General features: G+C 40.2%; 12 protein-coding genes and 3 pseudogenes. 6 read left to right on the top strand and 9 right to left on the bottom strand.

Annotated features, from left to right (window positions below; translation table 11 throughout):
- Positions 1-344 precede the first annotated feature (344 nt).
- Positions 345-1,925: a vanadium-dependent haloperoxidase gene (locus NSP_RS20645; RefSeq protein WP_006195172.1), complete on the top strand. Its 1,581-nt coding sequence runs from the start codon at positions 345-347 to the stop codon at positions 1,923-1,925.
- A gap of 86 nt (positions 1,926-2,011) precedes the next feature.
- Here the strand turns inward: NSP_RS20645 and NSP_RS20640 are convergent, their stop codons facing one another.
- Entirely contained in the window at positions 2,012-2,500 is a 489-nt protein-coding gene (locus NSP_RS20640; RefSeq protein WP_006195174.1) for a DUF4168 domain-containing protein, read from the bottom strand.
- 102 nt (positions 2,501-2,602) lie between these two features.
- Entirely contained in the window at positions 2,603-3,598 is a 996-nt protein-coding gene (gene holA, locus NSP_RS20635; protein WP_006195175.1) for a DNA polymerase III subunit delta, read from the bottom strand.
- Positions 3,599-3,689: 91 nt separating this feature from the next.
- Between holA and NSP_RS20630 the strand changes: the two genes are divergently transcribed.
- Positions 3,690-4,187 (top strand): ureidoglycolate lyase, encoded by a 498-nt coding sequence (locus tag NSP_RS20630; RefSeq protein WP_006195180.1) that lies wholly within the window; start codon positions 3,690-3,692, stop codon positions 4,185-4,187.
- Between the two features lie 370 nt (positions 4,188-4,557).
- Here NSP_RS20630 and NSP_RS20625 read toward each other — a convergent pair.
- The 6 genes and pseudogenes from NSP_RS20625 to NSP_RS20605 all read right to left on the bottom strand — a co-directional run.
- Positions 4,558-4,809 (bottom strand): annotated as a pseudogene (locus tag NSP_RS20625) (hypothetical protein); the annotation flags it as partial.
- A 16-nt stretch (positions 4,810-4,825) separates the two neighbouring features.
- A pseudogene (locus tag NSP_RS27565) lies at positions 4,826-4,954 on the bottom strand (polysaccharide deacetylase family protein); the annotation flags it as partial.
- Between the two features lie 213 nt (positions 4,955-5,167).
- A complete protein-coding gene (locus NSP_RS20620) occupies positions 5,168-5,497 on the bottom strand; it encodes a hypothetical protein (RefSeq protein WP_006195182.1) in 330 nt (109 codons plus the stop codon).
- A 227-nt stretch (positions 5,498-5,724) separates the two neighbouring features.
- Positions 5,725-5,891: pseudogene (locus NSP_RS25685) on the bottom strand (ATP-binding protein); the annotation flags it as partial.
- 307 nt (positions 5,892-6,198) lie between these two features.
- The gene (locus NSP_RS20615) at positions 6,199-6,909 is read right to left on the bottom strand and encodes a LabA-like NYN domain-containing protein (protein ID WP_006195183.1); all 711 of its coding nucleotides are present in this window, start codon (positions 6,907-6,909) and stop codon (positions 6,199-6,201) included.
- A 631-nt stretch (positions 6,910-7,540) separates the two neighbouring features.
- On the bottom strand, positions 7,541-8,695 hold the full coding sequence (locus tag NSP_RS20605) for an iron-containing alcohol dehydrogenase (protein ID WP_006195184.1): 1,155 nt from the start codon (positions 8,693-8,695) through the stop codon (positions 7,541-7,543).
- 381 nt (positions 8,696-9,076) lie between these two features.
- On the opposite strand from NSP_RS20605, the gene bchH reads away from it, so the two are divergent.
- The 3 genes from bchH (at position 9,077) to NSP_RS20590 (ending at position 14,362) form a co-directional block, all read left to right on the top strand.
- A complete protein-coding gene (bchH, locus tag NSP_RS20600; RefSeq protein ID WP_006195186.1) occupies positions 9,077-12,826 on the top strand; it encodes a magnesium chelatase subunit H in 3,750 nt (1,249 codons plus the stop codon).
- A 295-nt stretch (positions 12,827-13,121) separates the two neighbouring features.
- On the top strand, positions 13,122-13,406 hold the full coding sequence (locus NSP_RS20595; RefSeq protein WP_231859499.1) for a hypothetical protein: 285 nt from the start codon (positions 13,122-13,124) through the stop codon (positions 13,404-13,406).
- A gap of 218 nt (positions 13,407-13,624) precedes the next feature.
- Positions 13,625-14,362, top strand: coding sequence for a GUN4 domain-containing protein (locus NSP_RS20590; RefSeq protein ID WP_006195189.1), 738 nt, complete (start codon positions 13,625-13,627; stop codon positions 14,360-14,362).
- Positions 14,363-14,366: 4 nt separating this feature from the next.
- Here the strand turns inward: NSP_RS20590 and NSP_RS20585 are convergent, their stop codons facing one another.
- Entirely contained in the window at positions 14,367-15,497 is a 1,131-nt protein-coding gene (locus NSP_RS20585) for a serine integrase family protein (protein ID WP_006195190.1), read from the bottom strand.
- 277 nt (positions 15,498-15,774) lie between these two features.
- Here NSP_RS20585 and NSP_RS20580 point away from each other — a divergent pair, with 277 nt between their 5' ends.
- A complete protein-coding gene (locus NSP_RS20580; protein ID WP_006195191.1) occupies positions 15,775-17,670 on the top strand; it encodes a protein kinase domain-containing protein in 1,896 nt (631 codons plus the stop codon).
- Positions 17,671-17,709: the final 39 nt, after the last annotated feature.

Raw genomic sequence — 17,709 nt, 5'->3', positions numbered from 1 at the left:
ATTGTAACGTAATGTTAAAAAACTTGAACCTTGGTCATAGTTGTGGTATCCGTCCTTTTTAGGGCGGTTGTTGAAAATAAATTTCCAACTTTTCCGAAATGCGGCGATCGCAATAGGTAGAGATAGGTATGTTCAAACAACGCTAATTAATCAAGGTTGAAAAAGTGTGTGCTTTCCCAGCCTGAATAACTTGTAATTGTTAGCAGCAAATTTGAACATTCAATTTTCTCGATAGTGTCAAATAGGCTCTAGCTACCAGATGGTACTTTTATCTTTGAGATCAGAGCATATCGGGATGGTCAACAGTATCTACTTTTATTAAATTTATCAAGGAACTTCACATCATGCGTCCAGAACGTCCAGAACCTTCAGATTGCAAAGAACTTGGCCCGGAAAACAATAAACAACGGCAAACATCATCTCGCAAAATCCGCCAAGAGGCAGCACAAATTGCCTTTAACAGAGGGATTTCAGACCATGTTTGTAATGGTGAAGAACAGGATTATTTGGGTGCTGATGGGACTCCTAACTATATTGCTAACTTCTCCAAAGGTTTGCCACACAATCAACTAGGCGAAGTAGATCCCAAAGCCTACAAATCCCTACTCAAAGCACTTGAAAGTGGCAAACCACAAGACTTTGAGGCTATTATTCTGGGCAAAGGTCGCAAATTGACCAATCCTCAAGCCGGACTAGGTTTTGATCTACAAGGCCCTGACGGTCATGCAATTACTATCCCTCCTGCACCCCGCATTGATTCGCCACTAAACTCAGGGGAAATGGCTGAAATTTACTGGATGGCGTTGCTGCGGGATATCAACTTCACCGACTTTAACAATAATGCCTTGGTGCAAGAAGCAGCAGCAGACTTATCAAAATTATCCGATTTTGATGGGCCAAAAGTTGGCGCAAGTGTCACCCCAGAGACCCTTTTTCGAGGTAATTATGCTGGTGATTTAGTTGGCCCTTACATTTCCCAGTTTTTGCTCAAGGATATTCCCTACGGTTCCCTGACTATTTCCCAAAGACAGAAAACTGTACAACCAGATATCAATTATTTGACTGATTACGACGAGTGGCTAAATGTGCAGAACGGTGGTTTGGCAGGTGCAGATAAATTCGATCCTACACCCCGCTATATTCGCAACATCCGAGATATTGGTCAGTATGTCCACGTCGATGCTCTCTACGAAGCTTACCTGAATGCTTGTTTAATTCTGTTAGACGACATTAAAGCTCCATTAGATGAAGGTAACCCCTACAATAACTCAAAGACTCAAATCGGGTTCGGTACCTTGGGTGGCCCACACATCCTGAGTTTGGTGACGGAAGTCGCAACCAGGGCGCTAAAAGCTGTGTGGTTCCAAAAGTGGTATGTGCATCGCCGCATACGTCCAGAAGCCTTTGGTGGACTACTTCATAACCATCTCACCGGAAAGGCGAAATATCCTATTGATCAGGAGATTTTTGGCTCCAGTGCCTTGGAAAAAGTCTACAGCCTGTGTGGTACTTATTTGCTACCAATGGCATTCCCCGAAGGTTCTCCTACCCATCCCGCCTATGGTGCTGGACACGCTACTGTCGCTGGTGCTTGTGTGACAATTCTCAAAGCATGGTTCGATGAATCTTGGAAGATTCCCCACCCAGTGGTTCCCAATGATGACGGTACTGAGCTAATAGCATACACTGGTGCTGATGCCGAAAAACTGACTGTAGGTGGTGAATTGAACAAAGTAGCTGCTAACATTTCACTTGGTCGTGATGGTGCTGGTGTTCACTGGCGCACAGACTATACTGAATCTGTAAAACTAGGTGAGCAAATAGCCATTGGACTTTTGCAAGAACAATCACTTACCTATAATGAGGAACATTGCTTCTCTTTAACTAAGTTCGATAACACAAAAGTGAAAATTTCTCGTGACTGAGTGAAACCGAATAGTTATTAGTTTCTCATCTTCAATAACTCATCCTTACCCTCGACTGAATCCGGGGGTATTTTTGGGAATTTATTCTACCGAGTTTCTGGGGTTTTTTGCAGGCGGATCAATGTATTGTAAACTTCTCGTTTTAAGTTATTGTTATTTTGTAGTTCTACAGTAATTTTGTTAAACAAATCAATACTCAGTCCATTATTTTCAACTATTTTTTTAGAGTCTTCACAGTAAGTCACGGCTATATTTTGAACCTTCCGTGGTAGACCGTTCATACTGTTGCTATCATTACAAATAATTTTGGGTATCTCTCCACCGCCAATCAGTTTTTTAATCTCATCAAAAGCCTGTTGACGGGGTGTTTCCATTGCCAAAACCGCTTGAGCGTAGCTGGTAATGTCAGTATTGTTAACTGAATTGTTAACCGCAGGTGTTTGAGCATCGGCGTGGGGGCTAAAGGTGAGACTACTGGTAACTAAACTTGCAGTGGTAAGAATGCCGAAAAATAGACTCCGGGAAGATATATGTTGCAAACTAGTTTGAAAAAATAAATTAGTGATTCTGATCATAAAATGGATGGCACAGAAGTATAGTTGGGATATGTTAATTGTTTTGAATTATTTTAGGCGAGAGAAGTTCCAGCGAACTGTTTATCAATTAAATTTTTATATTTAATGTCCGCCACGTTGACATACTTGACAAAGTTCTATTACTTTAGTCTGAAGTGTTTGAGCTTCAGTGGCTCCTTGCTTGAGACTTACTTCTAACTCTAATAGTAGTGGTAAGCAGGAGATTAATTGCTGTACAGAAAGTGATTTCACTTCTTGCTGCAAAAAGTAAATACGTTTGGGATTGTTAATTTCGGCTAATTTAGCGATCGCTTGGGGATTGCGTTCCCCAGTTTCCATAGCAATTTTAACCAATAACCAGGTACGAAATTGACCTATGAGAGTAGCAACTATCTTTAATCCCGGTTCGGCAGCATTGATGAGATCAGCCAAAATAGTTAAGGCTTTAGCTGTCTCTCCCATTCTAATTGCTGCTGCCAATTGTAAACTATTTTGAGTAGTATTTCTAACTAATTGCGTAATGGTCTCTACGTCTAAAGGCTTACCTCTATCCGATGTATAAAGTCGTAGTTTTTCCATTTCATTATACAGGAGTCGTGTGTCATTGCCCACAGCTTCTGCTAAAATTTCCGCAGTCCGGTTCGTTAGTTTTACGCCCACAGTTTGAGCAACTTGATTCACAGACTGTACCAGCAAATCTATTTTCCAGGGTGGGATGAGGGGAAATTCTCGAAATTCATCGGCAGATTTTTTCAGTAATTTGGTAGATTTCAGGCGTTCATCTGGTTTGTTGCGGGTGGTGAGTAATAACCAGGAGTTTTCGGGAATGACTGAGAGGGTGCGCGTGAGTTCTGCTAAAATATTTTCTGGGCAATGCTGACACAGGGTAGTATTGATGAGCCACACCAACCGTCCACCAGCGCCAAAGGGTGGTGTCATGACTTCATTTAAACCCGCAATTGCTGCGTCGGGTTGGTCTGGGGATAAAGATGTATAGTTAAAACTTGTCCAGAGAGGATCGAGAATGCGATCGCGCAATATTGTCACTGCTTTTTCGATAGCAAAATCATCCTCACCCCAGTATACATAAATTGGCATAGATTAACCTCATAGCAGATGCGGGTACAAGTAAACTTCCAAAAGATATTATCCTAGAATTACACCGACATTAATATTAACAGTCAGATTTATGAATAGCTCACAAACAGTGCAACAATTGCAGGCAAAATGGATAACACCAGAAAATTTTCGCCCTTATGGACAGGTAATTTCTGCAAGTGAAGATGGTAAAACTTTTGATGGGGAAGATGCTCAATTAAACCTAGAAAATGGCACACCGCGATTTTATATTATGAGATTAGAAAAGCGGGGGCGGAAGTTTGATAAAATTACCCGTCATTTGCAATGTACTCAATGTTTAGGTTCTTTAGAAGGTAAGGATTGGTTAATTGCAGTTTGTCCTCCTCATAATGATTTGAATCAACCAGTATTAGCAGAAATTGCTGCTTTCCGCATCCCAGGAAATTGCTTTATTAAATTAAATGAGGGTACTTGGCACGCTGGACCATATTTTGAGCATGAAGTGGTAGACTTTTATAATTTAGAACTTGCTGATACGAATGTAGTCGATCATTCTACTCATGATTTTCTCCAGAGTCATCAATTAGAATTTGAGATGTTAACTTAATTTAAACAGGACTTACGCAACAATTGCCAAAAATCTTGATTTATCTAACCGCCTTCGCGCAGCGTATGCCCCCAGGGCTGTAGAACGCCAAGAAAACGTAAATTATGCGTAAGTCCTATAGAAGTTGTTTTCCCTGAATTAGCATCAGGATTAATTACTGTTAAACTCCTTAAAGCGTATCTACTAAAACTTTTGCATCTGGTTGGGGTTGGGAAAATAGCCATGTTCCTCCACTTAGTCAAGTCCAACCTTTTTCCCATTTTTTCAGGTCTTGGAGGTGGTTTGGTTGTAGGTAGGTTTCGATGTTTGACAAATCCATTTTTTAAACGCAAAGGTACGCTGAGGTAAACGCAAAGGTACGCTGAGGGTTTTAGGTTTCTAGTTGGATTTGAATTTTTAATCTTTTGGAAAGGGAGATTTTATACACCTCTCCTTGGTTCATTTCTTCTGGGGTTTGCATTTGGCTTAAGGCGGTGACGACTTCATCTGAGTTGGCGGTGAGGATGACTACTGAGCGATCGCACGCTATGGGAAAATCATGCCATGTGCCATATAATAATAGTCCATGTCCTGCGGGAAAGCGGAAGGCTTGGATTTGATTGATGTTTGGTAAGTTTTCCCCAGTTCGCCTTTCTATATTATTCATCCATCCATTTATAAATTTCTTCACCTGTAGTTAGCCAGGTATGAGGTTGATTTTTAATATGAAGTAAGCATTGTTTTAAATATTTTAACCGCAGTGGTTGACCAACAATAAAAGGTGAAATGTTCTACATTCATCACTACCCAAACAGCAACTCTGGCATGATTAGGTAATTTTAAAACCGGACGTTGGGTAATTGCTTGATAAGATGGGGCAACATTGGTTTTAAATTTTGGTTGATTCAAGATAAAATATAAATTCTTTGGGTGTGGTCAGGTAGTATCTAACTTTGATATTTTAGAGCTAAATGGCAATTCTACCCGAAAATTATGCCAAATTAAGATGGAAATGAGCAGAATAAATCATTATAGCAAAAACCGCGTTCATACAGATAAGTTAAATAGTATGAAAGACTAAAGGCAAACATGGCAAAAATCACAGGAATCATAGTGCTAAATTCCAGTTTGCGTTGATTGAATACTTGCCATAAAGACATTAAAATAGTTAAAGGCCAAAAAATAGTCGTGATCACAAACATCACAAAAGATAAAAATTTCTCTTCTGGCGTAGCAGTAGGATGACGCAAGGAAAATTTTAGCCAATTGGTGAAAAAATAGCAGGTCATCAGTAAATAGCTAATCAGTAAAGTTAATTGCATCTGATTCATCTTTAACTCTCCTTACGATTAATCCCACGAAACTGAATACAGTTATTATATGATTTGATTTCCAAAAATACAGATATATGTAACGTGGATTTTATGCTTTCTCATGTCACCCTAATATTGTTCACTTATATAAATGTGGTACGAAGCAGTGCTTACGTTTAATTTAAGGTTATGACAAATTTTTAGTTAAATTAATTTACATTAATTCATGTTGTGTTATTCACAACTCAAGCCAAAGGTAAGTAAAAACGAAAACTGCTACCAATTCCCAGTTGGCTTTCTACGTAAATTTGACCACCTTGCCATTTACTAATCGACGGGTTATAGTTAAACCAATACTAGTACCACCAGAATAGCGATCGCGTGATTGGTCAGCCCGCCAAAAGCGTTCAAACGCGGCTAACACGACAGTCAAATCCCTCTTTGTTTAAAGAGTGTTTGATTAACTACGAAATTTCTAGTTCATCCTCAACAATTAAAATATCCATCTCAATAAAAAAATACGCAGAGTAATTCCCTAGTTTGCCATTCTACTCTATGAACCTGATACAAGTAGATAGGCTGTTGAGCATTCAATTTGCACAATCTGGACGGGCAAGATGCCCATCCCACAAGGGTTCTATTTAGATATATTGTGCAAAATAAAATTTTTCAGCTTAGGCGGTAATCAATGTCAAATTTGCTGAATTGGCGATGGAGATTTACAGCTTGGAATTGGAAAGCACCCGATAACTATAGCCTATATGGGAATCTTTCTGAATGTATTGTTTAATCCTATCGAGGTCTATAAATTCATCAGCCACATCAATCAAACTGTCGCTAGTTAATGCCCGCAGACTCACAACTTCAACGCGAGAACCGGTCGCACTGACAGCATTAACAGCATAAGCTAAATCTCTATCTCCACTCACTAAAATTGCTGTATCATAGTAAGGAGCTAAGGTAATCATATCCACAGCAATTTCTACATTCAAATTGTGTTTTTTGGTATGGTCTGCCAGTTGAACTTCTTTGGTAACTACACGATAACCATTGCGACGCATCCAAAATAGGAAACCTTGTTGTTTTTCATTCGGGCGTGGACGTGCAGCATTTGGTCGGGAGGTATCGATAGCAGTATAAAAGAAAGCACGCAACAACCGCGAACCCCCAGTTAAATGGCAAAGCAATTTCAGATAGTCGATTTCAATACCGAGTTGTAAAGCTGTATGAAATAGACTTACGCCATCAATGAAAATAGCTACTCGTCCACGATTTTCTAGTTTTAAGGAGGAACTATCAGATAAAGGTTCACGTTTTTGGGTATTTTCATGTTTTGTACCATTTTTTATCAAGTTTTTTCTTGGTAAATCAGGTTGTTCTTCTGGGCGTTTATGGGAATTTTCTGCTTTGGTAAAATTAGTGGTACTCATGGACTCCTCTAGATTTTAAATCTGGAAACGCTTTTGGGTAAATTGTCAATAGGTCGTTTTTCGCGGCGTAAATAGAGATCCCAAAATGAAAGCCTTTTGACTGACGCTTAGGGGTACTAGCCGCAAATAAACTTAAATTGTGGTAATTGTAGAGATTCCCAAATATAACGCCCCAAGGAGCTATTTAACTCTTGTCTAGGCAGGTTTTACGCAATCTTTCCTTTGCCTCAAGGTATGCTGTTCACGACTTACTTCTCATGCATATCGGTTGACCACAGAACGCAATAATTTAGGTGAAAGTAGCTGCGCTGTGATCATAGAAGTCAGGGTGAACCTTTGGCAGTTAGTTTTATTGTACATCGCTATTCAAAAATCCTTCATTAAGGCAATCTTTGTATATTTATTTAGTAATATTTACCACTACTTTTGGGCTGAAAGTTATCAAATGTAAATATTATTTATTGTTTAATTTTTGAGGGGGTAGAATACTATAAGGGTTTGCCTGTCTAGTGACGTACAGAATTATTTGGATTTATCTGTATTTATGCTTTGAAAAAAGTTTTGCGCTCCTGTTAGCCAGAAACGCAAACTTTTCACCCTTGTTTATCTGTAATTTTTACTCAGTCATATTTTAGGCACAGAGAGTTAAAATCTTGTCAACAATCTCAGGGTTAACATCTTGATGTTCGCCCAAAGCAACAAACCCGCGCTTTTGAAAACGCTCAATAATGACAGGAATAGTATCTAAGCTTACACTGTAGTCAGATAGGTGAGTGCAGACACCAACTGACTCGAAGAAGTTACGAGTTTGTGCGATCGCCTCCGTAATCCGGTCTGCTTCAGTACCATCAACAATGCCCCAAACTCGCTCTGCATATTGTACAAGTTTTTGGCATTTGCGATCGCGCCTAATTTCCAAATTACTCGGTAATACAATCGCTAAAGTTTGAGCATGATCTAAACCGTGTAGTGCTGTCAACTCATGACCAATCATGTGAGTTGCCCAATCTTGGGGTACTCCTACACCAATTAACCCATTTAATGCCATCGTTGCACACCACATGACATTAGCCCGTGCATCGTAATCTTCAGGTTTAGCTAAAGTTTTTGGCCCTTCTTCAATCAAAGTTTTCAAAATTGACTCCGCCATCCGATCTTGCAAGGGTGCATTCACTGGATAAGTCAAGTATTGTTCCATCACATGGGCATAAGCATCAACAATACCATTGCTAATTTGCCGAGGAGGTAGGGAAAAAGTTGTTTCGGGGTCAAGAACAGAAAAACGCGGAAACACTAAGGGACTAGCAAAGAATAGTTTTTCTTGGGTTTCCCATTTAGTCACAACCGAATTTGTATTCATTTCGGAACCAGTGGCTGGTAAAGTTAAAACTGTACCGAAGGGTAGAGCCGCAGTTACAGGTGCTTGCTTGGCGAGGATATCCCAAGGATCACCCACAAAGGGAACCGCAGCTGCAATAAATTTTGTGCCGTCAAGAACTGAACCTCCACCCACAGCTAGTAAAAAATCAATTTCTTCTTTGCGTACCAGTTCCACTGCTTTGAGGAGAGTTTCCAGGTGGGGATTAGGTTCAATTCCGCCAAACTCAGTGATATTACGTCCAGCTAACGCAGACTTCACTTGGTCATAAACACCATTACTTTTGATGCTACCTCCGCCATAAATCAGCAAAATTTTGGCATCAGCAGGAATTTCGGCAGCAATATTGGCGATTTGACCTTTACCAAAGAGGATTTTAACTGGGTTGTAAAAAACAAAGTTTTCCATGACTAATTTAGATAGATTTATCTTCAAATTAGCATGAGTAAAAAAAAAAGACCCCCAGTCGCTAGCCAGCTAACTGAGGGATTCTGCAAGTCGGTATTGTCGCACAAAGATATTTGTAAAACTCAGAATACCAAACCAGCAATCAGAAGATGTGCCAAATTGCCAAATTTTTGTTTGTCACCAGTAATCTTCAGTCTTTGGGTAGATTACCGAATTCATTTTGGGGAATGGGTCAAACAATTTTAGATTTTAGATTTTAGATTTTAGATTTTAGATTGACTCCACTGATAAATATAAGGGCTTGTACCATTAAAGAACTATTGGTCATTAAAGCGAAACCACGTTTAAGATCATAGAGGGATCTTTCGTCGTAGCTTAGGCATGAAACGCATTGTCTTGATTGCTGGATTTGAATCGTTTAACGCTGACTTGTACAGGAAAGCGGCTGAGGTGGCGAAATCGCGCTGTGCTGATTTGGATATTCGGGTGTTTAGCGATCGCCATATTACCACTCAGCGCAGCGAAGTAGAAGCAGCACTAGATGGCGCTGATGTATTTTTCGGTAGTCTGCTATTTGATTATGATCAGGTTTTGTGGTTACGCGATCGCATTTCCCAAATTCCCATCCGTTTGGTGTTCGAGTCAGCCTTAGAATTGATGAGTTTAACCAAACTCGGTATTTTTGCCATTGGCGACAAACCCAAAGGAATACCGAAACCCGTTAAATTCATCCTGGATAAATTCAGCAACGGACGCGAAGAAGACAAACTCGCTGGTTATATTAGTTTCTTAAAAATCGGCCCCAAACTTCTCAAATTCGTCCCAGTGCAGAAAGTCCAAGACTTACGCAACTGGTTAATTATCTATGGATACTGGAACGCCGGCGGTTCCGAAAACGTAGCCGCATTATTCTGGATACTAGCAGAAAAATACTTAAATTTAAAAGTCGGAGATATTCCCCCACCCATTGAAACCCCCAACATGGGTTTACTTCATCCCGACTATCAGGGATTTTTCACGTCCCCCCGTGAATATTTGAAGTGGTATAAAAATCAGAGAATCAGCAAAATTTCCCACTCCCCACTCCCCCGGTTACTGAGCGGAGTCGAAGTAACTCCCCACTCCCCAGTCATCGGGATTTTACTCTACCGCAAGCACGTAATTACCAAACAACCATATATTCCCCAATTAATCCGCCGTTTTGAATCAGCCGGGTTAATTCCCCTACCCATTTTTATTAATGGTGTAGAAGGACACGTAGCAGTCAGAGATTGGATGACCACCGACTACGAAACCCAGCAAAGACAAAAAGGTAATACTGAAACTCTCTCACTTTCTGAGCAAGCCGTCCAGGTAAATGCAATTGTTTCTACCATTGGCTTTCCTCTCGTCGGTGGTCCCGCAGGTTCAATGGAAGCAGGGCGACAAGTGGAAGTAGCTAAACGCATCCTCGCTGCTAAGAATGTACCCTATATAGTAGCCGCACCCCTGCTAATTCAAGATATTCACTCATGGACGCGTCAAGGTGTGGGCGGACTGCAAAGTGTCCTATTGTATGCTTTACCTGAACTCGATGGCGCAATTGATACCATTGCCCTCGGCGGTTTAGTAGGGGAACAGATTTATCTAATTCCAGAACGAGTCCAACGCTTAATTGGTAGAGTCAAAAATTGGATTGCTTTACGCCAAAAGTCGGCATCAGAACGCAAAATAGCAATTATATTATATGGATTTCCCCCAGGATATGGGGCTGTGGGGACTGCGGCTTTATTGAACGTTCCCCGGAGTCTAATTAAGTTTCTTCACGCCCTCAAAGACCAAGGTTATCACGTTGGTGATATTCCTGAAGATGGGGAAGAATTAATTCGTCAGGTGAAAGCAGCAGATGAAGAAATGGAAACATGGGAAAAAAATAAGCCTTTCCCCTCATCTGCAAATACTGTGCATTTCCGGAGGTTAGAAAAATGGTTGGGATATCTGCTAACTTCCCGCATTGAAAAACAATGGAAGTCTTTAACGGGAACTGGAATTAAAACTTATGGGGAGGAATTACATATTGGCGGTGTGCAGTTAGGTAATATCTGGATTGGTGTCCAACCACCTTTGGGTATACAAGGCGACCCGATGCGCTTAATGTTTGAACGAGATTTAACTCCTCATCCTCAGTATGCGGCTTTCTATAAATGGTTGCAAAATGATTTTGCGGCTGATGCTGTGGTTCATTTTGGGATGCACGGGACTGTAGAATGGTTGCCTGGTTCACCGTTGGGTAATACTGGTTATTCTTGGTCGGATATTCTGCTGGGGGATTTGCCTAATCTCTATATATATGCGGCAAATAATCCTTCTGAGTCGATGTTGGCGAAGCGTCGCGGTTATGGGGTGTTAATTTCTCACAATGTCCCGCCTTATGGTCGGGCTGGTTTATATAAGCAGTTGCTGTCTTTGCGGGATTTAATTTCGGAGTATCGTGAGGACCCGCAGAAAAATTATCTGTTGAAGGAGGTTATTTGTAAGCAGATTGTTGATTCTGGTTTGGATGCTGATTGTCCTTTTGATGATGCTAAACGTTTGGGGATTGCTTTTAGTCCTGAAAATGTGCGAATGTTTAGCGATCGCGCTTTTGATGATTATTTGGTGAAGTTATACGAATATTTGCAGGTGTTGGAGAATCGTCTGTTTTCTTCGGGTTTGCATATTTTGGGGGAACCGCCGAATGAGGAGGGGTTGGCTGGGTATTTGGATGCTTATTTTGGGGAAGATAACGTTCGCGAAGCGTGCGCGCAGCGCATACCGCCAAGTCGCCAAGAACGCCAAGAGGAGGAGGAGTTAATTAGTGGTTTGTTGATGCAGTGTACTGATGAGTTGGGGAGTTTGTTGAGGGGTTTGAATGGTGAGTATATTTTGCCTGCGCCTGGTGGTGATTTGTTGCGGGATGGGGCTGGGGTGTTACCTACGGGGAGGAATATTCACGCTTTAGATCCTTATAGAATGCCTTCTCCGGCGGCTTTTGCACGGGGTCGGGAGGTTGGTCGGAAAGTTATCGCCCAGCATTTGGCTGAACATGGGAGTTATCCGGAAACGGTGGCGGTGATGTTATGGGGTTTGGATGCTATTAAGACTAAGGGTGAGTCTCTGGGAATTCTTTTGGAGTTGGTGGGGGCTGAACCTGTGAAGGAGGGGACTGGGCGTATTGTGCGTTATGAGTTGCAGCCGTTGGCGCAGGTGGGACATCCCAGAATTGATATTTTGGGGAATTTGTCGGGGATTTTCCGCGATAGTTTTGTGAATATTATTGAATTATTGGATGATTTGTTTCAACGGGCGGCTGATGCTGATGAACCCGAAGACCAGAATTTTATCAGGAAGCACGCTTTGGCTTTGCAGGCGCAAGGTGTAGAAAATAGTTCGGCGAGATTGTTTTCTAATCCGGCTGGTGATTTCGGTTCTCTGGTAAATGATCAGGTAGTTGATGGTAATTGGGAATCTGGGGAAGAATTAGGCAATACTTGGCAAGGTCGTAATGTGTTTAGCTATGGTAGACAAGATAAGGGTCAGGCTAGACCGGAGATTTTAAATGCTTTATTAAAAACAAGCGATCGCATTGTTCAAGAAATCGATTCTGTAGAATATGGTTTAACCGACATTCAAGAATATTACGCTAATACTGGCGGTTTGAAAAAGGCGGCAGAAATGCAACGCGGTAAGAAAGTAACTACCAGCTTTGTGGAAAGTTTCTCGAAGGATACCACACCCCGAAACTTAGACGATTTACTCAGAATGGAGTACCGCAGTAAATTAGTCAATCCCAAATGGGCGCAAGCTATGGCAAATCAAGGTTCTGGTGGTGCGTTTGAAATTTCCCAACGGATGACGGCGTTAATTGGTTGGGGTGGGACTGCTGATTTTCAAGATGATTGGGTTTATGATCAAGCGGCTGATACTTATGCTTTAGATGCAGAGATGGCGGATAAGTTACGCAAGGCGAATCCTGAAGCTTTTCGGAATATTTTGAGCCGAATGATTGAGGCGCATGGGCGCGGTATTTGGCAAGCTGATGCAGATAAGCTGGATAAGTTGCGTCGGTTATATGATTTGACTGATGAACAATTGGAAGGTGTGACGGTTTAAATATGGATTGGTGTCACGCAAAGGCGCAAAGGCGCAGAGAGGAAGAGTTGAGGAGGAATGATGTAGTGTTAGTAATCCTTGTATCTTGTCTACTTACGTGGAAACCCATGTATGGTAAAAAGATGTGCGATAAAGCCACCTCATTTTTAGGGAGTGTTATTGGTAAATCAAGGGTTTCAATTTTTTACTGAGTAATAAAATCACATCAATTTTTCTTGCTGCAAGATGCTATTGAGCTTTTTTTACCGAAATCTGTGCTATTGTGGGAAAAATTCCATTTGTTACCTCGGCAAAGATGATGAATCAAGATACTTCACCCTCCTCATTTAAGCTAGTTGTTTATTACATCAACGGCACATCTCAAACTTTTGAAGTTCCTATTCAAGGTTGGGACAAAGTAGGGAATGCAGCCAGCCAGCTTATGAACATGGGTAAAGCTGATAAATTGTTTATCTGTCTAAAAGATAATCGTTTAATTGGTATTCCCTACAGCAGTGTGCTTTACTTTGAAATTGATCCTGTACCTGAAAAAGTTCCCAATAATATTTTGAAAGATGTGGTTTTGTTACAAGAAGATTAATATAGCGATTTTTTTTTAGGATTTATTTTCCCAGAAATTAGGACGGATTCTACTTCCAGTGCGACTGATAATAATTGCAAAAGTAATCTTCTTGATTTTACATCTTGTTGATTTTTTTGTAATAACTCAATTCCATAAATTTTCGGTATTCCCACATTAGACAATGTGAGGGAAAAAAGATGGTTGCATACTGCATTAAATTACTTCAAATTGGATAAATGCTTAAAACTATACCGTTAAGGATTGTATATGTTTTTGCTCTCCTTTTAAGTGCTTGCACCGTCAAACAACCTAGCGAAAAATCAACATCTAACCCAGATATATCGAAACCTCGAAACCAACAAACGCAAACCAATATTTCATCTACTCCTAAACCTGCTCAAACTTCCCCAAAACCGGAATCTAATCTTGTTGTTTACACAACAGATTTACCAATTATTAAATCAGAACGGGGGGGAAATCGAGAAATAATGTATGCCCACTTAACTGCATTTATCAAAGCAGAAGAATGGGAAAAAGCTGATAGACAAAATTGGGAATTACTACTACAAAACTGGGTTAATGGAGGACGTAGGCTTATACCTCCAGGATACGGTATCAGACTTAATTGTGCGGATCTCAAAAGAATGGATCAAATTTGGCAGGAAAATTCAGGTGGAAAATTTGGTTATAGCGTGCAACTGCAAATGATTAAATCTGTGGGAGAAACTCCAAAATCAATTTATGAATCTATTCGTGTGAATAAAAAATATCAAGCTTGGACAAACTTCACAACTGCTGTTGGTTGGCAAACTAAACCTGGTTTTGATGGAGATTTTAAATACGAGAACTTAAATTTTTCTCTCAATGCTCCCCGTGGTCACTTTCCTGCTACTGCTGGCTATCACTATGAACAATTAGCTAGGTTTGGTAGTATGGGTACATTTTTTATACGTGCAGAAGAATGCGAAATTTAACCGTTTAAATTAATTTAAAATTAATAAACCAGCCTCCCGTTAAGCCTCCCACAATGACCATACTCTGTAATACAGTCGCGAGCGCCAAACTCTGTTGTTTACTTTCTTGTCTTTGTTGTTGAACCTGGGGGTTAAAAACTTCCAAATACTTGCCGTTTTCCTCTATGGTTCGCTTCGCTTCTACAATTCCAAACCGAGATACATGTTCTTCTTTTTCCACTAAAAAAATATTGTAGCTGGGGTTTTTAAATAGGGCTTCTAGTCCCTGACGATATTGGCTCAATTCCTCCGTTTCCTCAATTGAACCATCATCTACAGTGTATTGAATTCGATCAAGTTCATATCCCTGTTTGTCTGCGTAGCTATGCAAAGGCTTACGTTGTTTGTCTAAAGCATGACTGTTTGTTTTACCGTCTTGGTTTTCAGAATTTACCACCCTGACAAAAATACAAACCCTGGGATTTTCAAACTTAGGTTTACCAGAGCTTTCTTGAGATTTTAAAGTTTCCCGAATACTAACCGCCCCAAGGGATGCTAAGACAACCATAGCCACAACTATTAGTAAGTTTTGACCTAGCTCTATTTTCACCGATGTCTCTAACAGAAAAAACTTAATCAGACCTGGAATCAAAGCAATTAGTTGTAATATGGGCAACAGGAAACCAGGAAAATATATTGCATAACTCAGTTTATCAGTACCGAGATTCAGCATCGAAATTAGAAGACTTGCCAGCAATAACCAAGGAATAGTTAATACTAATGGAAAAGAACCTAACCCAAGACCATACAGACAGCAGAGATCTGCTAAAAATGGAGTTACCCAACTCATGGCAAGTATGTATTCTAGATAACCTTCTTTATTTCTAAAAGGGTATTGAGGAAAAACTTCATACAAAATACCCAGAGAAAGGAAAGTCGCAACAGTTCCAAAACCATGATTAGTACCAACAGTGCTACTTCTACGGATAGGAAAAATTAACGGCAGAAGAAGCCATGATAGGAAAATTACTAGGCTGATCAGGATAACACGAGTTAAACCTAATGGTTGTAAAAAAAATCCAGTTGTTAAAGCTACACAAAGATTAACGATGAGATATATCCCAGTAATCAGTAATGGTGAGAGTGACTTATTCATAGTTCCAGCGAGTATTTAAAGTTGATAGTGGGTGATGATACCTGCCGTCGGTTATGGGATTGCGCGGTGCAGAGTACCGAAGACGAACTGCTTGCAGCAGCACCTCATAATTGCAATCTTCACTCAAATTATGACTTATAGGAAAATGGGTTATGCCAGTAAAAAAAATGGATGAGGTAAATATTAAGACAGGGTTACTTGTTCCATATAATAGGAACATACATAATCCTGAACCTAACCAAAGTCTCAATTTATTCTTCTCTTTGTCAGGTTTACCATGAGTCAATCTTCCTCTAAAAAATCCTCAAATATCTTAAACGATCGCTATCAAATCCAGAGTAAATTAGGTCAAGGTGCGATCGCTACTACCTACAGAGCTTTAGATCAGAAAACTCAACAACAGGTAGCCATCAAAGCGGTTTCCTTAAAACAACTACAAAACTGGAAGCAATTAGAATTATTCCAACGGGAAGCAAAAGTATTAAAGCAACTGGATCATCCTCAAATTCCCCATTATCTCGATGATTTTATAGTAGACACTAACAGCAACCGCACCTATTGTTTAGTACAGCAGTTAGCGCCCGGTAAATCTCTCCAGAGTTTAGTAGATTCGGGTTGGCGTACCAATGAAGAACAGGTAAAGCAAATTGCAGTCCAACTTTTAGAGATTTTAAACTACTTGCAGCAACAAGACCCCCCCATCATCCACCGAGATATTAAGCCAGATAACATTATTTTTGATCAAAATCAGAACAAGCTCTACCTAGTAGATTTTGGAGCAGTCCGCAATGCCTACTATTCCACCGTCATGGCGGGTAGTACAGTGGCGGGAACCTATGGCTATATGCCACCAGAGCAATTCCAAAATCGGGTTGTACCCGCCAGCGATTTGTATGGTTTAGGTGCAACACTGCTATTCCTGCTCACTCGTCGAGATCCAGCGCAATTACCCCATGAGATGCTGCGGATTCAGTTTCAAGACCATATCCAGGTCACTACAACATTTTCCAAATGGTTAGAAACAATCTTATCCCCCGATGTTGAAGAACGTTTTAGTACCGCCGAGAAAGCATTAACAGCCCTCAAGCAAAAGCCGCAATGGTGGAAGTTACCACAAAAGTTAATCAACCGTAATTTGTTGCTGGTGGGAGGCCCAATAGTAGCTGTGTTGCTGCTGGGAATTGTGGGACGGGTAAATTATTGGAGAATTTCGGAAAATTTAGGAATTGAAGCTGACAAATCTCGCTTGTGTCAAGACTATTCATATACTCAAGATTATCTAAATTCAGGAGGGTTTAAACAGCAAGAGCATTTAACGGCTTGTATTGCGAAAAGTGCAGAATTGGCTCAATACTTAATCCAACGCAAATATGACTTAAGTTTTATTCCCTTAGTGGATGCTGTCACACAACAAAATATAAAATTAGTTGGATTTTTACTAGATCATAGAAGTAAGTTAAACCCAACCAATAAGGACAGTTTGCCATTAATAAAAGCAGTAGAGACAGGCAATATAGAAATAGTGGAATTATTGTTGGATCGTGGTGCGAATGTGAATGAAGCTCAAGCCAATCACCACGTTAAAGATAAAATAACACCTCTGATGATGGCTATTTCTAAAAAAGATGAAGAATTAGCTGAACTACTTATCACTCAAGGGGCTGATATTAATCAAAATATGAATTCTTTAGATTTGAATAATTCCAGTCCTTTAATGGCAGCTATTTATCAGGGAGATCCAAATATGATTCGATTGCTAATTCAAAATGATGCAGATGTTAACTACATTGATGCAGAGAAAAGAACACCGCTCACCTCTCTGGTTTTTAATAAGCATTATGGTAGAAATAAATATAGTCGAGGAAAACCATTTACAACTGAGGAATTAGTACCATTAATCAACCTGCTTATTGATAAAGGGGCTAATGTTAATCAAGTAGGTGGAGTTGGAAAAGATAGATTCAGCCGTCCTAACCGAGAAAATTATGGTTTCGGATATCCTTTAGAATTTGCGTTGTATAGCAATGATGAGTCTGTAGTTAAATTATTACTTGATCGTGGTGCAGATGTTAATAAATATTATCGTCGTTCAAAAACACCTTTGAGTATTGCTCGATTGAAGAAGAATAAAAACTTAGAGAAATTATTAGTTGGTCGAGGAGCAAAAGAATAGGGAGAAGGAAGATTAATAATCTAATTACAAATTAACAAT

This window comes from Nodularia spumigena CCY9414, from assembly GCF_000340565.2.
Classification (GTDB): Bacteria; Cyanobacteriota; Cyanobacteriia; order Cyanobacteriales; family Nostocaceae; genus Nodularia; species Nodularia spumigena.
The sequence above is the reverse complement of the archived record's forward strand: the minus strand, read 5'-3'. Positions and strand labels throughout refer to the sequence as shown.

Bases quoted from the DNA above. Each gene is read 5' to 3' on its own strand.
- NSP_RS20580 (WP_006195191.1), top strand. From the start codon at position 15,775: ATGAGTCAATCTTCCTCTAAAAAATCCTCAAATATCTTAAACGATCGC.
- NSP_RS20605 (WP_006195184.1), bottom strand. From the start codon at position 8,695: ATGGAAAACTTTGTTTTTTACAACCCAGTTAAAATCCTCTTTGGTAAA.
- NSP_RS20590 (WP_006195189.1), top strand. From the start codon at position 13,625: ATGCTTAAAACTATACCGTTAAGGATTGTATATGTTTTTGCTCTCCTT.
- NSP_RS20645 (WP_006195172.1), top strand. From the start codon at position 345: ATGCGTCCAGAACGTCCAGAACCTTCAGATTGCAAAGAACTTGGCCCG.
- NSP_RS20620 (WP_006195182.1), bottom strand. From the start codon at position 5,497: ATGAATCAGATGCAATTAACTTTACTGATTAGCTATTTACTGATGACC.
- NSP_RS20630 (WP_006195180.1), top strand. From the start codon at position 3,690: ATGAATAGCTCACAAACAGTGCAACAATTGCAGGCAAAATGGATAACA.
- NSP_RS20585 (WP_006195190.1), bottom strand. From the start codon at position 15,497: ATGAATAAGTCACTCTCACCATTACTGATTACTGGGATATATCTCATC.
- NSP_RS20615 (WP_006195183.1), bottom strand. From the start codon at position 6,909: ATGAGTACCACTAATTTTACCAAAGCAGAAAATTCCCATAAACGCCCA.
- NSP_RS20640 (WP_006195174.1), bottom strand. From the start codon at position 2,500: ATGATCAGAATCACTAATTTATTTTTTCAAACTAGTTTGCAACATATA.
- holA (WP_006195175.1), bottom strand. From the start codon at position 3,598: ATGCCAATTTATGTATACTGGGGTGAGGATGATTTTGCTATCGAAAAA.
- bchH (WP_006195186.1), top strand. From the start codon at position 9,077: ATGAAACGCATTGTCTTGATTGCTGGATTTGAATCGTTTAACGCTGAC.
- NSP_RS20595 (WP_231859499.1), top strand. From the start codon at position 13,122: ATGATGAATCAAGATACTTCACCCTCCTCATTTAAGCTAGTTGTTTAT.